At 54.9% G+C, this 17084-nt stretch carries 17 protein-coding genes; 8 read left to right on the top strand and 9 right to left on the bottom strand.

Translation table 11 applies throughout. The features are described from left to right. The first annotated feature begins 65 nt into the window (after positions 1–65). Both ldcA and ACA108_12470 read left to right on the top strand, forming a co-directional pair. Positions 66–977 (top strand): muramoyltetrapeptide carboxypeptidase, encoded by a 912-nt coding sequence (gene ldcA / locus ACA108_12465; GenBank protein XEX94220.1) that lies wholly within the window; start codon positions 66–68, stop codon positions 975–977. A 91-nt stretch (positions 978–1068) separates the two neighbouring features. Beyond that, positions 1069–2799 carry a potassium/proton antiporter gene (locus tag ACA108_12470; GenBank protein XEX98096.1) on the top strand — a complete coding sequence of 577 codons (1731 nt, stop codon included), beginning with the start codon at positions 1069–1071 and terminating at the stop codon, positions 2797–2799. A gap of 78 nt (positions 2800–2877) precedes the next feature. On the opposite strand, the gene dadX is transcribed toward ACA108_12470, so the two are convergent. After that, entirely contained in the window at positions 2878–3948 is a 1071-nt protein-coding gene (dadX, locus tag ACA108_12475) for a catabolic alanine racemase DadX (protein ID XEX94221.1), read from the bottom strand. A gap of 29 nt (positions 3949–3977) precedes the next feature. After that, a complete protein-coding gene (locus ACA108_12480) occupies positions 3978–5276 on the bottom strand; it encodes a D-amino acid dehydrogenase (GenBank protein ID XEX94222.1) in 1299 nt (432 codons plus the stop codon). Between the two features lie 325 nt (positions 5277–5601). On the opposite strand from ACA108_12480, the gene ACA108_12485 reads away from it, so the two are divergent. Next, positions 5602–7137 carry a SpoVR family protein gene (locus ACA108_12485; GenBank protein XEX94223.1) on the top strand — a complete coding sequence of 512 codons (1536 nt, stop codon included), beginning with the start codon at positions 5602–5604 and terminating at the stop codon, positions 7135–7137. A gap of 130 nt (positions 7138–7267) precedes the next feature. Here the strand turns inward: ACA108_12485 and fadR are convergent, their stop codons facing one another. Continuing rightward, the gene (gene fadR / locus ACA108_12490; protein XEX94224.1) at positions 7268–7987 is read right to left on the bottom strand and encodes a fatty acid metabolism transcriptional regulator FadR; all 720 of its coding nucleotides are present in this window, start codon (positions 7985–7987) and stop codon (positions 7268–7270) included. Between the two features lie 223 nt (positions 7988–8210). Here fadR and nhaB point away from each other — a divergent pair, with 223 nt between their 5' ends. Both nhaB and dsbB read left to right on the top strand, forming a co-directional pair. Further along, positions 8211–9776, top strand: a complete 1566-nt coding sequence (gene nhaB / locus ACA108_12495) for a Na(+)/H(+) antiporter NhaB (protein ID XEX94225.1) — start codon at positions 8211–8213, stop codon at positions 9774–9776. A gap of 149 nt (positions 9777–9925) precedes the next feature. After that, entirely contained in the window at positions 9926–10456 is a 531-nt protein-coding gene (gene dsbB / locus ACA108_12500) for a disulfide bond formation protein DsbB (GenBank protein XEX94226.1), read from the top strand. A 49-nt stretch (positions 10457–10505) separates the two neighbouring features. On the opposite strand, the gene ACA108_12505 is transcribed toward dsbB, so the two are convergent. From ACA108_12505 to ACA108_12525, 5 genes are all read right to left on the bottom strand, one after another. After that, entirely contained in the window at positions 10506–10745 is a 240-nt protein-coding gene (locus tag ACA108_12505; protein ID XEX94227.1) for a DUF333 domain-containing protein, read from the bottom strand. A gap of 342 nt (positions 10746–11087) precedes the next feature. Beyond that, positions 11088–11534, bottom strand: coding sequence for a YcgN family cysteine cluster protein (locus tag ACA108_12510; GenBank protein XEX94228.1), 447 nt, complete (start codon positions 11532–11534; stop codon positions 11088–11090). A 106-nt stretch (positions 11535–11640) separates the two neighbouring features. Next, a complete protein-coding gene (locus ACA108_12515; GenBank protein ID XEX94229.1) occupies positions 11641–12300 on the bottom strand; it encodes a fumarylacetoacetate hydrolase family protein in 660 nt (219 codons plus the stop codon). 102 nt (positions 12301–12402) lie between these two features. Then, on the bottom strand, positions 12403–13482 hold the full coding sequence (locus ACA108_12520; GenBank protein ID XEX94230.1) for a lytic transglycosylase domain-containing protein: 1080 nt from the start codon (positions 13480–13482) through the stop codon (positions 12403–12405). A gap of 81 nt (positions 13483–13563) precedes the next feature. After that, on the bottom strand, positions 13564–13839 hold the full coding sequence (locus ACA108_12525) for a YcgL domain-containing protein (GenBank protein XEX98097.1): 276 nt from the start codon (positions 13837–13839) through the stop codon (positions 13564–13566). 127 nt (positions 13840–13966) lie between these two features. Here ACA108_12525 and minC point away from each other — a divergent pair, with 127 nt between their 5' ends. Genes minC through minE form a run of 3 tightly spaced genes read left to right on the top strand, consistent with a single transcriptional unit; the run spans position 13967 to position 15793 of the window. Beyond that, positions 13967–14677, top strand: coding sequence for a septum site-determining protein MinC (minC, locus tag ACA108_12530; GenBank protein ID XEX94231.1), 711 nt, complete (start codon positions 13967–13969; stop codon positions 14675–14677). Positions 14678–14701: 24 nt separating this feature from the next. Further along, positions 14702–15514, top strand: a complete 813-nt coding sequence (gene minD / locus ACA108_12535; GenBank protein XEX94232.1) for a septum site-determining protein MinD — start codon at positions 14702–14704, stop codon at positions 15512–15514. 3 nt (positions 15515–15517) lie between these two features. Continuing rightward, a complete protein-coding gene (gene minE / locus ACA108_12540) occupies positions 15518–15793 on the top strand; it encodes a cell division topological specificity factor MinE (protein ID XEX94233.1) in 276 nt (91 codons plus the stop codon). 146 nt (positions 15794–15939) lie between these two features. Here minE and rnd read toward each other — a convergent pair whose 3' ends face one another. Beyond that, on the bottom strand, positions 15940–17049 hold the full coding sequence (gene rnd / locus ACA108_12545; GenBank protein ID XEX94234.1) for a ribonuclease D: 1110 nt from the start codon (positions 17047–17049) through the stop codon (positions 15940–15942). Positions 17050–17084: the final 35 nt, after the last annotated feature.

Consider the following 17084-nt stretch of genomic DNA (forward strand, 5'->3'; position numbering starts at 1 on the left):
CGGGCGAGTGACAACCGCCCGCGATAGCGGCATCATAACCAATTCACTTTACGCAAGGAAATGCCATGTCTCTGATAAGTTTGATTGCCCCCTCGGGCTACTGTGTAAACCAGGCAGCGGCGGCGCGCGGAATTGAGCGTCTGCAGCGGGCCGGACACCAGGTAGCAAACCAGCAGGCAGTCACCCGGCGCTTTCAGCGTTTTGCCGGCACGGACCAGGAGCGGGCGGCAGAGATTAACCAGCTCGCAAGCCTCTCGCCTGAATGCGATATCGTGCTGGCGGTGCGGGGCGGCTACGGCGTAACACGCCTGCTTGAGAGTATCGATTTCCCTCGCCTTGGCCATGCTTTTCGCGAGCGCACCCCGATAATTTGTGGTCACAGCGATTTCACCGCTTTTCAACTCGCACTGCTGGCCCAGAGCGGAACAATCACCTTTAGCGGGCCAATGCTGGCGGGCAATTTTGGCGCAGAGGAGCTGGATGACTATACGTGGCAACACTTCTGGAAGGCCATTACCCAGCCAGAATATGCCGTGAGCTGGGAAAATAACGCCGATGCCTGTACTGTCAGCGGCACAATCTGGGGGGGGAATCTTGCCCTGCTGGCGTCGCTGGTAGGCTCGCCCTGGTTGCCCAACATTGACGGCGGAATTCTGGTGGTCGAGGACATTAATGAACACCCTTTCCGCGTCGAACGTATGCTGCTGCAGCTCCATCACGCGGGCATTCTGAAACGACAAAAGGCGCTGGTGCTGGGAAGTTTTAATGGTGCCACGGTGAGCGACTACGATGCTGGCTATGATTGTATCGAGATGTGCAGAATGCTCTCATCGCGTCTTGAGATCCCGATTCTGCCAGGTTTACCCTTCGGCCACGAACCGCAGACCGTAACGCTGCCGCTGGGTGCTTTCGGCGAACTGAAGCACAACGGCCAGCAAAGCGTATTGACAATCAGCAGTCATCAGGTTATCGCTTAAAAAAGACGGTATTTCGGGCCGTTAGCAGGCCCAATCCGTGATAACATTTAGTCATAACCAAAGCGGTTCTTATATAAGGAGAATGATAATTTTGGACGCGGGTGCGATAATTAGTCTGTTTATTTTAGGTTCCGTACTGGTAACTTGTAGCATCTTATTAAGTTCTTTTTCTTCCCGTCTTGGTATCCCCATTCTGGTTATCTTCCTCGCTATCGGCATGCTGGCCGGGGTAGATGGCATTGGGGGTATTCCGTTCGATAATTATCCTTTTGCTTATTTAATCAGTAACCTTGCGCTGGCCGTGATCCTGCTCGATGGCGGCATGCGCACCCAGGCCAGCTCGTTTCGGGTTGCACTTGGCCCCGCCCTTTCACTGGCCACCGTTGGCGTACTTGTCACCTCGGGATTAACGGGGCTGGCCGCAGCGTGGCTGTTTAATCTGGATTTGATTCAGGGCCTGCTGATTGGCGCTATCGTTGGCTCCACGGATGCCGCAGCGGTGTTCTCACTGCTCGGTGGCAAGGGCCTGAACGAACGCGTGGGCGCAACGCTTGAGATTGAGTCCGGCAGCAACGACCCGATGGCGGTGTTCCTGACAATCACGCTGATTGAGATGATCCAGCAGGGGCAAACGGGGCTGAGCTGGATGTTCCTCGTGCACATCATTCAGCAGTTCGGCCTCGGTATCCTGTTCGGCCTCGGCGGCGGCTACCTGCTGCTGCAGATGATTAACCGCATCACGCTGCCGCAGGGGCTTTATCCGCTGCTGGCGCTGAGCGGCGGTATTATGGTCTTTGCCATCACTACCGCGATGGAAGGCAGCGGTATTCTTGCCGTCTACCTGTGCGGTTTTTTACTGGGCAACAAGCCTATCCGCAGCCGCTTCGGCATTCTGCAAACCTTTGATGGCCTGGCGTGGCTGGCACAAATCGGCATGTTCCTGGTGCTCGGCCTGCTGGTGAATCCGAAGGATTTACTGGCGATAGCCATTCCGGCGCTGGCGCTGTCGGCGTGGATGATCTTCTTTGCCCGCCCGCTGTCGGTGCTGATTGGCCTGATCCCTTTCCGGGGCTTTAACGGACGCGAGCGCATTTTCATCAGCTGGGTTGGCCTGCGGGGCGCGGTGCCGATTATTCTTGCGGTCTTCCCGATGATGGCCGGGCTGGACAACGCGCGGCTGTTCTTTAACGTCGCCTTCTTTGTGGTGCTGGTTTCGCTGCTGCTGCAGGGTTCGTCACTGAGCTGGGCGGCTAAAAAAGCGAAAGTCGTGGTGCCGCCGGTGGGCTGGCCGGTATCCCGTGTCGGGCTGGACATTCACCCTGAAAACCCGTGGGAGCAGTTCGTCTATCAGTTAAGTGAAGATAAATGGTGCGTGGGCGCAGCACTTCGCGATCTGCATATGCCGACGGAAACCCGCATTGCCGCCCTGTTCCGCGATAACGCGCTGCTGCACCCGACGGGCAGTACCCGCCTGCGTGAGGGCGACGTGCTCTGTGTCATTGGTCGGGAGCGGGATTTACCCGCCCTCGGTAAACTGTTCAGCCAGTCACCTCCTGTTGCCCTCGACCAGCGTTTCTTCGGCGACTTTATTCTGGAAGCCAGCGCGCAGTTCTCAGACGTGGCGACCATCTATGGTCTGGATCTGGATGATGAGGTCAACAAGCAGCAGACGCTGGGTGAGTTCGTGCTCGGCATGCTGGGCGGCGCGCCGGTGGTAGGTGACCAGGTAGAGTATGCCGGTATGATCTGGACGGTGGCAGAGAAAGAGAATAATCAGGTGCGCAAAATTGGGGTTCGCGTGGCTGAGGAAGAAGCAGAATAACTTTAGTGCGGATCGGGTGGATGACGACAGGTGGATGACGCTGTCGCTTATCCACCCTACGTAACTTAACCTTTCGCGTCAAACCGTCACTACCGGCACGCGCGGTGCCAGCGCGCACATCAGCTCATACCCTACCGTGCCGGCCGCCGAGGCAACATCATCGATCTTCACTTCGTTACCCCACAGCTCGACCGGACTGCCGATCCCCGCATGGGGACACGGCGTCAAATCTACCGCGATCATATCCATCGAAATAGCCCCGACGGTGGTCGTCCTCACGCCATCGACGTGAACCGGCGTACCGGTTGGCGCGTGGCGAGGATAGCCATCCGCGTAGCCACAGGCCACTATTCCGATACGCTGTTCACCGGCGGCACGATAGCGGCTGCCGTAGCCCACAGCATCTCCTGCTTTCAGATTCTGGATGCCGATAATTTCGCTGCGCAAAGTCATAACCGGACGCAGGCCGCTGTTGGCGATGTCGCACCACTGGCCGCTCGGCGAAGCGCCGTAAAGAATAATGCCGGGACGAACCCAGTCGTAATGGGCTTCCGGATGCCACATCGTGGCCGCCGAGTTTGACAGAGAGCGGGCGCAGTCCAGCCCTTCCGCCGCCTGCTCGATGCGCGCCAGCGGCTCAACGATCCCTTCCGGCTGTTCAGCATCGGCAAAATGTGCCATCAGCGTCAGCTGTCCGACGTTGGGTATGGCGCGCAGCTGCTGCCAGATGGAATGCACCCGCTCCGGGGTAAAACCGAGGCGGTTCATGCCGCTGTTTACCTTCAGATAAATATCAAGCGGCGCGTTAAGGCGGGCATTCGCCAGCGCCTTCACCTGCCAGTTACTGTGCAGGCTGGTGGTCAGGCGATACTTATCAAACAGCTCAAGATCGCTGGCGTGGAAGAAACCTTCCAGCATCAGAATCGGCCCTTTCCAGCCGCGCTCACGCAGCAGAATGGCCTCTTCGAGATTCAACAGGGCGAAACCGTCTGTTGTGCCCAGCGCCGACCAGACGCGATCGATACCGTGACCATAGGCGTTTGCTTTAACAACCGACCATACCCGGGAATAGGGGGCGGCCTGGCGGGCGATATGCAGATTATTGCGCAGCGCGCTCAGGTCGAGCGTCGCCGTAACAGGACGGGACATAACCGCTCCTTGTTTTCGTTATTAGTCTGTCAATTATGGGCGCTGTGCAGCCGCTGTGGGCCTGAAGGTGAAAATCCCGGTAAATAGCGGGCCACCGCCAGATCGTCGAACGGAATCGCCGGCGTTCTGCCGGAGATTAAATCGCTGAGCATCTGGCCAGACCCGCAGGCCATCGTCCAGCCCAGCGTGCCGTGTCCGGTGTTGAGCCAAAGGTTTTTAAAGAGCGTTTTACCGACGATTGGCGTGCCGTCCGGCGTCATTGGGCGCAGGCCCGTCCAGAACGTTGCCTGGTCGACGTGACCACCGCGCGGATAGAGATCTCGCACCACCATCTCCAGCGTTTCGCGGCGCGGCTGAAGCAGATCGGTATTGTAACCAACGATTTCCGCCATGCCGCCGACCCGGATACGGTTGTCAAAGCGGGTGATGGCGATTTTGTAGGTTTCATCGAGGATGGTAGAAACCGGCGCGCCCTGCTCATCGGCAATCGGAATTGTCAGCGAGTAGCCTTTGAGCGGATAGACCGGAATATCGACGATATTTTTTAATAATCCAGTCGAGTACGAACCAAAGGCGACAACGTAGGTGTCGGCCTTTATCACTTCTTTGCCGCACTGCACGCCATAGATGCTGTGGCCCTCATACAGGAGGCGATCGACCGGCGTGTTGAAGCGAAATTCTACGCCAGCCTCCGCCGCCATGCGGGCCAGGTTCTGGGTGAAAAGCTGGCAGTCGCCGGTTTCATCGTTCGGCAAACGCAGGCCGCCGGTCAGTTTGTGCGCGACGTCCGCCAGCGCAGGCTCAACGCGGCTTAGCTGACTCGCGTCCAGCAGCTCATAAGGCACGCCCGCATCCTGCAGGACGGCAATGTCCTTAGCCGCATTTTCATATTGCTGTGCGGTACGGAAGAGCTGAAGCGTGCCACCCTGCCGTCCCTCATACTGGATACCCGTGCTGTGGCGCAATTCTTTCAGGCAGTCGCGGCTATATTCCGCCAGACGCACCATGCGCCCTTTGTTCTCCTGGTAGTGCCGCATGTCGCAGTTGCGCAGCATCTGCATCATCCATTTGAGCTGGAATTGCGTGCCGTCCAGGCTTATTGCCAGCGGAGCATGGCGCTGGAACATCCATTTTATCGCCTTCAGCGGCACGCCCGGTGCAGCCCATGGGGCCGCGTAGCCCGGCGAGATTTGTCCGGCGTTGGCGGCGCTGGTTTCAAGCGCAGGCCCGGCTTCCCGGTCGATCACGGTCACCTCGTGACCCGCCTGGCGCAGATACCAGGCGCTCGCGACACCGACCACGCCACTTCCCAGCACGACAACACGCATAACGCTTCCTCGCTCCGTTAAAAGAATAATCTTCTGATTACAAATTGATAACTCAGATGAAAATATTATTCAACATAGGGCTTTATTATGGTGAAGCCTCTCACATCCTGGCCCACGCCCGCTGGGATGGCGCAATTAGGATCTCCTGCGACATAAAATATTATCGGCAGAATAAAATTCCAGTGAGCACGCAAAATCCGGCTCATTGAAATACGTAAATCGCGCAGAAAAAAGTTTGCCGGCGGGCGCTAAGTTTGCGGAGTGTTCTATCCTTTGAGGTGAGGCTTTCCAATCAGAGAGGGCCGACAACAATGAGGGCGCGCTGATGGCTACTGTTGATCTATCCGCCACAAAGGAATCCGGACGACTGAGTGATGGACCCGACTGGACGTTCGAGCTGCTGGATGTATACCTCGCCGAAATCGATCGGGTCGCAAAGCTTTACCGCTTAGACACTTATCCGCATCAAATTGAGGTCATCACCTCCGAACAGATGATGGACGCCTACTCCAGCGTCGGGATGCCGATAAACTACCCGCACTGGTCGTTCGGCAAAAAGTTCATCGAGACCGAGCGGCTGTACAAGCATGGGCAGCAGGGGCTGGCCTACGAGATTGTGATTAACTCCAATCCCTGCATCGCCTATCTGATGGAGGAAAACACCATCACCATGCAGGCGCTGGTTATCGCTCATGCCTGCTACGGGCATAACTCCTTTTTCAAGAATAACTACCTGTTCCGCAGCTGGACGGACGCCAGCTCAATTATCGATTACCTTATCTTCGCCCGCAAATACATCAGCGAGTGCGAGGAACGTTATGGCGTGGACGAAGTGGAACGCCTGCTCGACTCCTGCCACGCGCTGATGAACTACGGCGTTGACCGCTATAAACGCCCGCAGAAAATTTCGCTGCAGGAAGAGAAAGCGCGGCAGAAAAGCCGCGAAGAGTATCTGCAAAGCCAGGTAAATACCCTATGGCGCACCCTGCCTCGCCGCGAAGAAGAGAAAACGGTAGCCGAAGCGCGTCGTTACCCTTCGGAGCCACAGGAAAACCTGCTCTATTTCATGGAGAAGAACGCGCCGCTGCTGGAGCCGTGGCAGCGTGAAATCCTGCGCATCGTGCGTAAGGTGAGCCAGTATTTTTATCCGCAGAAGCAGACCCAGGTGATGAACGAAGGCTGGGCGACGTTCTGGCACTACACCATCCTTAACCATCTCTACGATGAAGGAAAAGTGACGGAACGCTTTATGCTGGAGTTCCTGCACAGCCACACCAACGTGGTGTTCCAGCCGCCGTATAACAGCCCGTGGTATAACGGCATCAACCCTTACGCATTAGGGTTTGCGATGTTCCAGGACATCAAGCGTATTTGCCAGAATCCAACCGAGGAAGATAAGTACTGGTTCCCGGATATTGCCGGTAAAGACTGGCTGGATACGCTGCACTTCGCGATGCGCGACTTCAAGGACGAGAGCTTTATCAGCCAGTTTCTGTCGCCGAAGCTGATGCGTGATTTCCGTCTGTTTACCGTGCTGGATGACGACCACAATAATTACCTGGAAATATCGGCTATTCATAACGAGGAAGGTTACCGTGAAATTCGCGCCCAGCTTTCAGCCCAGTACAACCTGAGCAATCTGGAGCCGAACATTCAGGTCTGGAACGTGGATTTACGCGGTGACCGGTCGCTAACGCTACGCTATATCCCGCAGAACCGCGCGCCGCTCGATAAAGGCCGTCGTGAGGTGCTCAAGCATGTGCACCGTCTGTGGGGCTTTGACGTAACGCTGGAGCAGCAGAACGAGGATGGCAGCGTTGAACTTCTGGATCGGTGCCCACCGCGGATGAACAGTTTATAATGCGCTGGCCGTGTCGGATGGGGCATGCGCTTATCCGACTAGTACAGATCTGTTGTGGGGTGAACAAGCATTAATACCCTTCACCAATCAAAAAAGGCTTCCGGATGGAAGCTTTTTTTCAGCGGCGCAATCAGCGGCTGTGCATCGCCAGATCGCCCGGCAGGTTCTTCTGCATGCGGTGCCAGATTTCCCCACTTTCGCGGCCGTAGGTACGCACGGTATCAAATACCTGATCGTGCAGCCCCTCGTCGCAAATTTTCGCCAGGCGATGGTAGAAGCCTAACGCCAGGCTGCGTGCTTCAGGATTCGAGAAGTAGTGACGCCCAATGCGGGTGTACAGTCCTTTCATACCGTTGAGGATTAGCCCATAAATTGGGTTGCCGGAGGCAAAGGCCAGACCGCGGAAAATGCTGTAGTCCAGATCGGCGAAGGCATCCGCATGGTCTTCGACGCGGTCAGCCGTGGCCAGCACTTCCTGCGCTTTTTCCGGATGCTGACGCATTGCGGTACGGATAAAGATTGTCGCAATGTTGGTACGTACGGAAAGCAGATTATCAATCAGCTGGGGTACGCTGTCGTGATCCAGCCGCGCCAGGGTTTCCAGGATGTTCAGGCCGGAGGTTTCCCAGAAGTTGTTCACTTTGGTCGGCTTACCATGCTGAATGGTTAACCAGCCGTCCCGCGCCAGACGCTGCAGCACTTCTCGCAGCGTGGTACGGGTAACGCCAATAAGCTCAGAAAGTTCACGTTCAGCGGGTAAAATGGAGCCCGGAGCGAAACGGTTATTCCAGATACTTTCTATAATGTATTCTTCCGCGAAACCCGCAGGGCTCTGCGCCTTAATGACCATAGTACGATTTCCATTACACAGGTTTGGCAAATTGGACTCATCATACCAGATGCGGCGAGCGCCAGATAGATTGGCGCGGCGCCATTTACGGGATCAAGGTTTAATTTCTTTAAGAAGAGTAAAGCAGCAAATCTTCCCCGCGTCTTGCCAGCCAGGCCACGCACGAGTACCCTCAGACGGTTAATAACCGCCAGAATAATCACAGGAGAAAGGTTCTATCACAATGGAAATGTCCACAGGTCGCGCGCTGTATCGTAATTTTCTGGGCCAGTCACCTGACTGGTACAAACTGGCTATTGTTGGTTTTCTGATCGTTAACCCGCTGGTATTTCTGTTTATCAGTCCGTTTGTCGCAGGCTGGATGCTGGTTGCCGAGTTTATTTTTACTCTTGCCATGGCGCTGAAATGCTACCCGCTGCTGCCCGGCGGCCTGCTCGCCATTGAGGCCGTGCTGGTCGGGATGACCAGCGCGGAGAACGTTCGCCACGAGCTGGCAAACAATCTTGAGGTCCTGCTGCTGCTGATGTTCATGGTCGCGGGCATCTACTTTATGAAGCAGCTTCTGCTGCTGGTCTTCACCAAACTCCTGCTGGGTATCCGCTCGAAAATGCTGCTATCGCTGGCGTTTTGCGTCGCTGCTGCGTTTCTGTCCGCCTTCCTGGACGCGCTGACGGTCGTCGCCGTCGTCATTAGCGTTGCGGTGGGGTTTTACGGGATTTACCATAGGGTGGCCTCTGAAGGCGACGACGACGGCGATATTCTCGACGACAGCCAGATGGAAAACGACAATCGCTCCATCCTCGAACAGTTCCGTGCCTTTTTACGCAGCCTGATGATGCATGCGGGCGTCGGGACCGCCTTAGGCGGCGTAATGACGATGGTAGGTGAACCGCAAAACCTAATCATCGCTAAAAATGCAGGCTGGCACTTTGGCGAGTTCCTGCTGCGCATGGCGCCGGTCAGCGTCCCTGTACTGATTTGCGGACTGTTGACCTGCCTGCTGCTCGAATACACCAAAATTCTTGGCTATGGCGCACCGCTGCCGGAAAAAGTGCGAACCATCCTGAAAGATTACGACACCAAAAGCGCCCAGAAGCGCAGCAAGCAGGACACGGTGAAGCTGGTTATCCAGGCACTGATTGGTGTATGGCTGGTGATTGCACTGGCAATGCATCTGGCTGAGGTCGGCCTGATAGGCCTCTCGGTGATTATTTTCGCCACGGCGCTGTGCGGCGTGACGGATGAACATGCCATCGGCAAAGCGTTTACCGAAGCCCTGCCTTTTACCGCGTTGCTGACCGTCTTTTTTGCGGTGGTAGCTGTGATTATCGATCAGCAGCTCTTTGCCCCCGTCATTCACTTCGTGTTGCAGGCGGAGCCACATGCTCAGCTCTCGCTGTTCTATCTGTTTAACGGCGTGCTTTCGTCCATCTCCGATAACGTCTTCGTCGGTACGGTATATATCAACGAAACGAAAAGCGCTCTACAGAGTGGCATCATCGATCTGAAGCAGTTTGAACTGCTGGCGGTGGCGATCAACACCGGGACTAATCTGCCCTCCGTTGCCACACCAAACGGCCAGGCCGCGTTCCTGTTCCTTCTGACCTCCGCGCTGGCTCCGCTTATCAGGCTGTCTTATGGCCGGATGGTGCTGATGGCGCTGCCGTATACCCTCGTGCTGACGCTGGTGGGGCTGCTGTGCGTTGAGTTTACTTTAGAGCCAGCCACCGAATGGATGCTGCATGCCGGATGGATAACCCCATCCACGCTTAGCGAGCTGGCTCACTGAATGCAGGTAGCGGGCAGTTCGCTGCCCAATTCTGCTCATCTGGCTGATTAATATCCGGATTAGAAGTTATTTTTTTGTCACTTCTACTGGCGCAAAAATCGAATTGGTTTACACTGCCGATTCACCGCAAGTTGTAGGGAAAACTGATTATGTTGCGATATTTAAACCAATGCTCCCATGGGCGCGGCGCCTGGCTGTTGCTGGCCTTCTCCGCGTTTGCTTTGGAAATGGTGGCGTTGTGGTTCCAGCACGTGATGATGCTGAAGCCGTGTGTAATGTGTATTTATGAACGCTGTGCCCTGTTTGGGATTATGGGCGCAGGAATTGTGGGTGCCATTGCGCCTAAGTCTCCTTTACGCTACGGCGCGCTGGCTATCTGGCTGTATAGCGCTGGCAAAGGCGTACAGCTGACCTGGGAACACACGATGCTCCAGCTGCATCCTTCCCCTTTCGTCACCTGTGATTTTGCTGCCCGCTTCCCGTCGTGGCTACCGCTGGATAAATGGCTGCCACAGGTGTTCGTCGCTACTGGTGACTGCTCCGTCCGTCAGTGGGAATTTCTCTCTCTGGATATGGTGCAGTGGCTGCTGGGGACCTTCTCGGTCTTCCTGATTATCGCCGTGCTGGTGCTGATTGCTCAGCCTTTTAAACCAAAGCGTCGCGATCTGTTTGGCCGTTAACGCCAAACGACAGGCATAAAAAAACCCGCTTCGGCGGGTTTTTTTATTATCAGTGGTCGCGACGATAAAGCGTCCATTCGTCGATTCGTTCACCGCTCGGCAATAAACAATCCGCCCGATCGCCCAAATCTGTTTTCACTCGTATCAGCTTGCCGCCCTGGTCATTGCAGTAAACCGCAGCCGGGTTCGGCGTACCGATAGCCTTTGGCGGGTTTGGCGCGTAGGGTTCAGCCGACGAGCAGCCGCTGATAATCAGCGCTCCGAGCAGTAAAGTTAATTTTTTCATCATCCCTCCGTTAAGGAGGCCAATGTTAACAGTGCAGGCAGGGAAAAAGCAAAACCAGCGGGATGTCGGACGTTTAGCGAGCAGCTACGTTATGTTGATGAATCGCACTCATCGGACGATGAAGAAGATGCATCCCTGCTTTACAGAAGATACAAACAGCGCCATGGGGATTTGTTTCTCGGACATCGTAAGGGGAGGTGCGATACTGTGAACCGCCACATGACGGACACTTGAATGTTAAATACTGGATATAAACCTACTTTTATTTGTTATTGAAAGAACACCGTATCACAAAAAAGTCGTTTTGTACTATTTATTTTGGTGTTCTTTTCTTATGCGGGTAGCTTAGTCTGCCCACTCGGGTTTGTTTAAAATATGATCCTGCCAGTCCTGCACTTCCGACTCTTTAACAGCGATATGTCGCACTGAAATGCGTTCGCCGTGCATAGCCGCTTTCGATCCTGTCAGCAGCGGATGCCACTCCGGGAGTCCTTTTCCTTCCGCCAACAGGCGGTACGCGCAGGTGTGCGGGAGCCATTCGAAAGTGGGCAAATTATCACGGGTAAGCTTGATGCAGTCGGGCTCATAGTCGAATCGACGGGCGTAATTCTTGCACTGGCAGGTCTTAATGTTCAGCTGCTTGCACGCGACGTTGGTGAAGTAGATTTCGTCCGTGTCCTCGTCCATCAGCTTATGCAGACAGCACTGGCCGCAGCCGTCACAAAGTGATTCCCACTCGGTGTCGCTCATCTCGTCGAGGGTTTTACTCTGCCAGAAAGGTGCCTGTGTCATGATTAAGCCCGCATTTAAAAAATAAGCTGCACCTTATAAACGCTGTGGGTTAAAGATGCAAGTAATGCCGCGCACAGGCGGCAAATTTCATTATAGTACGCGGGCTTTATAATACGCGGGTGGTGATGCTTTTGCCGTCGAAACTCAGCTCGAGGTTGTCACCGCTTGCCAGCGGACCAACACCCTCCGGCGTACCCGTCAGGATCACATCTCCGGCTCGTAGAGTAAAGAAGCGGCTCATATAAGCAATCAGCGGCGTAATCTTGTGGATCATGTCAGAAGTAGAGCCCTGCTGGCGGGTCACTCCGTTGATCTTCAGGGAAAGCTCGGTGTTTTGCGCGTCGGCGGTAAATTCTGCGGCCGGGATGAACCCTGAAATCGGACAGGAGTTATCGAACCCTTTTGCTTTTTCCCACGGTTGCCCCGCTTTTTTGAGTTTGCCCTGCAAATCGCGCAGCGTAAGGTCCAGCGCCACCCCGTAACCGGCAATCGCCTTGGCTACGTGCTCTTCAGTAGCCTGTTTAAGCGTTGCACCAATCAGAATCGCAAGTTCAACTTCGTGATGCACCGACCCCAGCCCCTGCGGCAGCGCCAGCGGCTGGCGAATATCGCACAGCGCGCTCTCGGGCTTGATGAACAGCACCGGCTCTTCCGGCGTTGCGCTGCCCATCTCTTTAATATGCTTCGCGTAGTTACTGCCCACGCACACTACTTTGCTGACCGGAAAATCCAGCAGCGCGCCCTGCCAGTTATGATGCTGATACATGCCTTTCCTCTGCGTCGTTGTGTTAACTGCATTTGATATTAGATAAAAAAATCCCCAGTGGATACCAGGGCGTTTTTCTTATTATGCCAATCGTGCGCAGATTTACTTAACGATGGCGTCCGCCATGGTGCTGATGCTTATCGCGAAGTAGTACGAACGGTTCCAGCGCATAATGGTGCGGAAATTGTTGTAGACCAGGAATGAACGCGCCTGATTGTCGTCCGGCGTGACAATCCATGCCCGTTCCGTGGAGGCCGGTAGCTGCAGGCCATCCGGGAGCGTTACGCCCAGCTTCTGCCACTGAGCCACGGTTTTACCCTGCGCGGTTTTCGTCCCCGCTAATCCAGGATTAAACCCTTCTGGAAGCTTTACTTCCGTGCCCCAGCCGCCGCCTGCCTGCCACCCTTCCGTGGCAAGGTAGTTGGCCGTGGAGGCAAAGACATCGCTGGTGTTATTCCAGATGTCGATTTTGCCGTCGCCGTCGCCATCTTTGCCATAGCGCAGATAGGAACTTGGCATAAACTGGTTCTGGCCCATAGCACCCGCCCACGAGCCTTTCAGCTGGTCAGCCGAAGCATGCCCCTGGTCGATAATTTTTAGCGATGCCATTAACTCCTTCGTGAAGAAAGCCTCGCGCCGACCTTCGAAGGCCAGGGTTGAGAGCGCGGAGATAATATCTTCTTTACCCTGAATCTTGCCGAACTGGCTCTCCATCGCCCACAGGGCGACGATATAGTTAGCCTGTACGCCCGTCTGTGCGCTGACCGATGCCAGCTCCGGCTGATACTGCTGATAGAGCTCCCGTGCCCGATCGATTTTCGCCTGGGTTATGACGCGAGAAAGGTAATCATCGAGCGTCACCTTTTTTTCAAGCTGGTTCTGGTCGGATTTAATGACCCGGTCAACAAAATGGACGTTGGCGAAGGCGGCATTGATGGTGGCGTCACTGATGCCCTGCCCTCTGGCCTGCTGCTTCAGCTGATCGACATAGCCCGGAAACTCAGCCGGGTCGCGGCCTTGTGCGGCCAGCGTCGTCGATGCACTGGTGGTTGAAGAGGCTTTAGGCTGAGCGGCAGTAGTAGCTGCCGTGGCAGGCGCCACGGCTTCCGCATTGGGGGATTTTGCCGCACAGCTGACGAGAAATAGCGTGCTGGCCGTTAAACAAATTGCTGAATTTTTCATCTACCCTCTCGGATGAGTCTGAGGTTGCTACAGTTATCTTCACCCTTTAGGTATAGAAAAGATTTGCCACTAGTCCGAAAGTTATTTTTTCGGAGCTTTCTCGAGATGCATTTTTAACAAACTTTCCGGGGGCGGCGGCAACTGTAAATAATAGCCTTCTTCTGTTAGTGCTTGCTTAACTTTATCAATGTCAGCGTTGGCCAGTTTCTTACTACCATCAAGGGGTAATATCATTGCCAGGATCGCTTGACCGAAACCTTTCATCAATTCTTCCGGCACCCGAGAGAAATCGTCTTTTTTTTCGACATAAAGATAAGTCTGCTCACGTTTACTACTTCGGTAGATCACACAAAACATTTTTTTTACTCTATTTTCGCCGGATGGTGGCTTGCCTGAATATAACACTGACTATACCATGCTTAATGTACTTCGGAATATCGTCCCACAAGCCGTGGGGATTGAAACTGAATTGAGTAAGGCCAGGATGTCAAACACGCCAATCGAGTTAAAAGGCAGCAGTTTTACCTTGTCAGTGGTTCACTTACATGATGCACAACCCGAGGTTATTCGCCAGGCCCTGCAGGATAAAATTGCCCAGGCGCCAGCCTTTTTAAAAAATGCCCCGGTAGTGGTTAACGTTGCCAGCCTCGATGGATCCGTGAACTGGAAGAAAGTCCAGCAGGCGGTGGTTTCTACGGGTCTTCGCGTCGTCGGCATCAGCGGTTGTAAAGACAAAGCGTTGATGGCAGAAATCGAACGTGCTGGCCTGCCGCTGTTATCGGAAGGGAAAGAGAAAGCCCCTCGTACGCCTAAGGTCATTTCGCCCGAGCCGGTTGCAGTTGTTGAACCAATTGCAATGCCGATCACAAAAACGCGTTTGATTGATACCCCGGTTCGTTCCGGTCAGCGCATTTATGCGCCACACTGTGACCTGATTGTCACTAATCACGTCAGCGCCGGTGCGGAACTTATTGCCGATGGTAACATCCATATCTACGGCATGATGCGCGGCCGTGCCCTGGCGGGGGCCGATGGCTCCCGTGATGCACAAATATTTTGCACAAACCTGGTAGCTGAGCTGGTCTCAATAGCGGGTGAATACTGGCTGAGCGACCAAATCCCAGCCGACTATTACGGGAAAGCGGCACGCCTGAGTCTCGCGGGCGGTGCGCTCTCCGTTCAACCTTTGAATTAAGCCCTTTTAACAAGGAAATCCTTTATGGCACGCATTATTGTTGTTACATCGGGTAAAGGGGGCGTCGGTAAGACCACGTCCAGCGCGGCCATCGCTACGGGGCTGGCCCAGAAGGGAAGAAAAACAGTCGTTATCGATTTTGACATCGGCCTGCGTAACCTGGATCTGATCATGGGCTGCGAACGCCGCGTGGTGTACGATTTCGTGAACGTGATTCAGGGCGATGCGACGTTAAACCAGGCTTTAATTCGTGATAAGCGCACCGAGCAGCTCTATATTCTGCCCGCTTCGCAGACGCGCGATAAAGACGCATTGACGCGCGAAGGCGTGGCGAAAGTGCTCGAAGACCTGAAAAATATGGACTTCGAGTTTATCGTTTGCGACTCCCCGGCCGGCATCGAAACCGGTGCGTTAATGGCGCTCTATTTTGCAGACGAAGCCATTATTACCACCAACCCAGAAGTCTCCTCCGTACGTGACTCCGACCGCATCCTCGGCATCCTCTCTTCCAAGTCCCGTCGCGCTGAAAACGGCGAAGATCCGATCAAAGAGCATCTGCTGCTGACCCGCTACAACCCTGGCCGCGTAAATCGTGGCGACATGCTGAGCATGGAAGACGTGCTGGGAATTCTGCGTATTCCGCTGGTTGGCGTGATCCCAGAAGATCAGTCAGTTCTGCGCGCCTCCAACCAGGGCGAGCCTGTGATCCTTGATACGGAAGCAGACGCTGGTCAGGCCTATGCAGATACCGTTGAACGCCTTCTCGGAGAAGAACGTCCTTTCCGCTTCATAGAAGAAGAGAAGAAAGGTTTCCTCAAACGCCTGTTCGGAGGATAAGTTATGGCATTACTAGACTTTTTTCTCTCACGGAAAAAGAACACCGCAAATATCGCGAAAGAGCGACTGCAGATTATCGTTGCCGAGCGTCGTCGCGGCGACCGTGAACCTCACTACCTGCCGCAGTTAAAGCGCGATATTCTGGAAGTGATTTGCAAATATGTACAGATCGACCCGGATATGTTAACCGTCGTGCTGGATCAAAAGGGCGACGATATTTCCGTTCTGGAACTTAACGTCACGTTGCCGGAAACGCAGGAAGCCCCAAAGTCGGCCTGATAAAACAAAAGCCCCCTGCTGAGTTCAGGGGGTTTATTTTATCCACGACGGCCGAAAATAGTTATTTCCCGACCGTTGTTTGGCAAAACTTTGCTATTATTAAAGCAACGAAATGCACTGTGATTATATACAGCCTTCACGGCAAATTAGTAATCCGCCAGCAGCGTTTTTAACTTCTCGCCTAATAATTCCCCGCGCCAACCGCTGATTAATTCAGGCATCGACGTCTGCGTCTTTAATTTCCAGTGCCAGTTCAGCAGCTGGTTAATTTGCCGACGTGAGGCAAGCAGCTCCACGCTTAAGCCGCTGGTTTCACTCACTTCCTGCACTAACGCTTTTATCGCCTTAAAGACTTTGCGGTAGCCGGGCATATCGACCAGGTTGCTCAGCGGAGCGGGCCACTGTTCTTCCGGGATAGTCTGCGCTTCGGCAACCAGCGCCACCAGCGTCTTGCCATGGAAGCGAATTTCGCTGCCGCTCAGGCCGAGCTTGTCCAGCTCAGCCAGCGAGCCTGGCATGTAGCGCGCCACCTGCCAGAGGTTCTCTTCGCGAACAACAAAGTTTACCGCCATGTCGCGCTCACGCGCCTTGCGCAGCCGCCATGAAGCAAGCTTCTTCAGGCAGGCCAGCTGGCGGGTGCGCAGCTGCCAGGCGTTACCGATTTCGCGCCAGGCTTCTTCCGGGTCGAGCACTTCCGTGCGGCGGGTTGCCATCAGGTTGCATTCGTCCAGCGCCGCCTTCATCCATCCTGCCGCTTCGGTTTCTTCCATGAGCTTGTGGGCGATGGGTAGCAGATAGAACACGTCGGCCGCCGCATATTCACACTGGCGCTCGGTCAGCGGACGAGCCAGCCAGTCGGTGCGGGATTCGCTCTTGTCGAGCGCGATGCCGGTGAATGACTCCACGATGGTGGCAAAGCCGCAGGACAGGGGACGCCCGCTAAACGCGGCGAGGATCTGGGTATCGATGAACGGATCCGGCAGAGCACCGAAGGTATTCTGAAAGACTTCGAGATCTTCGCTCCCCGCATGCAGGAATTTAATCACGCTGGTGTCGGCAATCAGCGCCTTGAACGGTGACCAGTCGGTGATGGTCAGCGGATCGATCAGCGACACCTGCTCGCCGTCGTACAGCTGGATCAGGCCAAGCTGCGGATAATATGTGCGCGTACGTACGAACTCGGTGTCCAACGCCAGGGCGGAAACCTGACGAGCAGCGTGGCAGACTTCGGCGAGCTGCTCATCAGTGGTAATCATATGGTATGTCAAATTCGGTTCTCTTAGGTTTGCGC

The sequence above is a fragment of the Dryocola sp. LX212 genome, from assembly GCA_041504365.1.
In the GTDB taxonomy this organism is placed as follows: Bacteria; Pseudomonadota; Gammaproteobacteria; order Enterobacterales; family Enterobacteriaceae; genus Dryocola.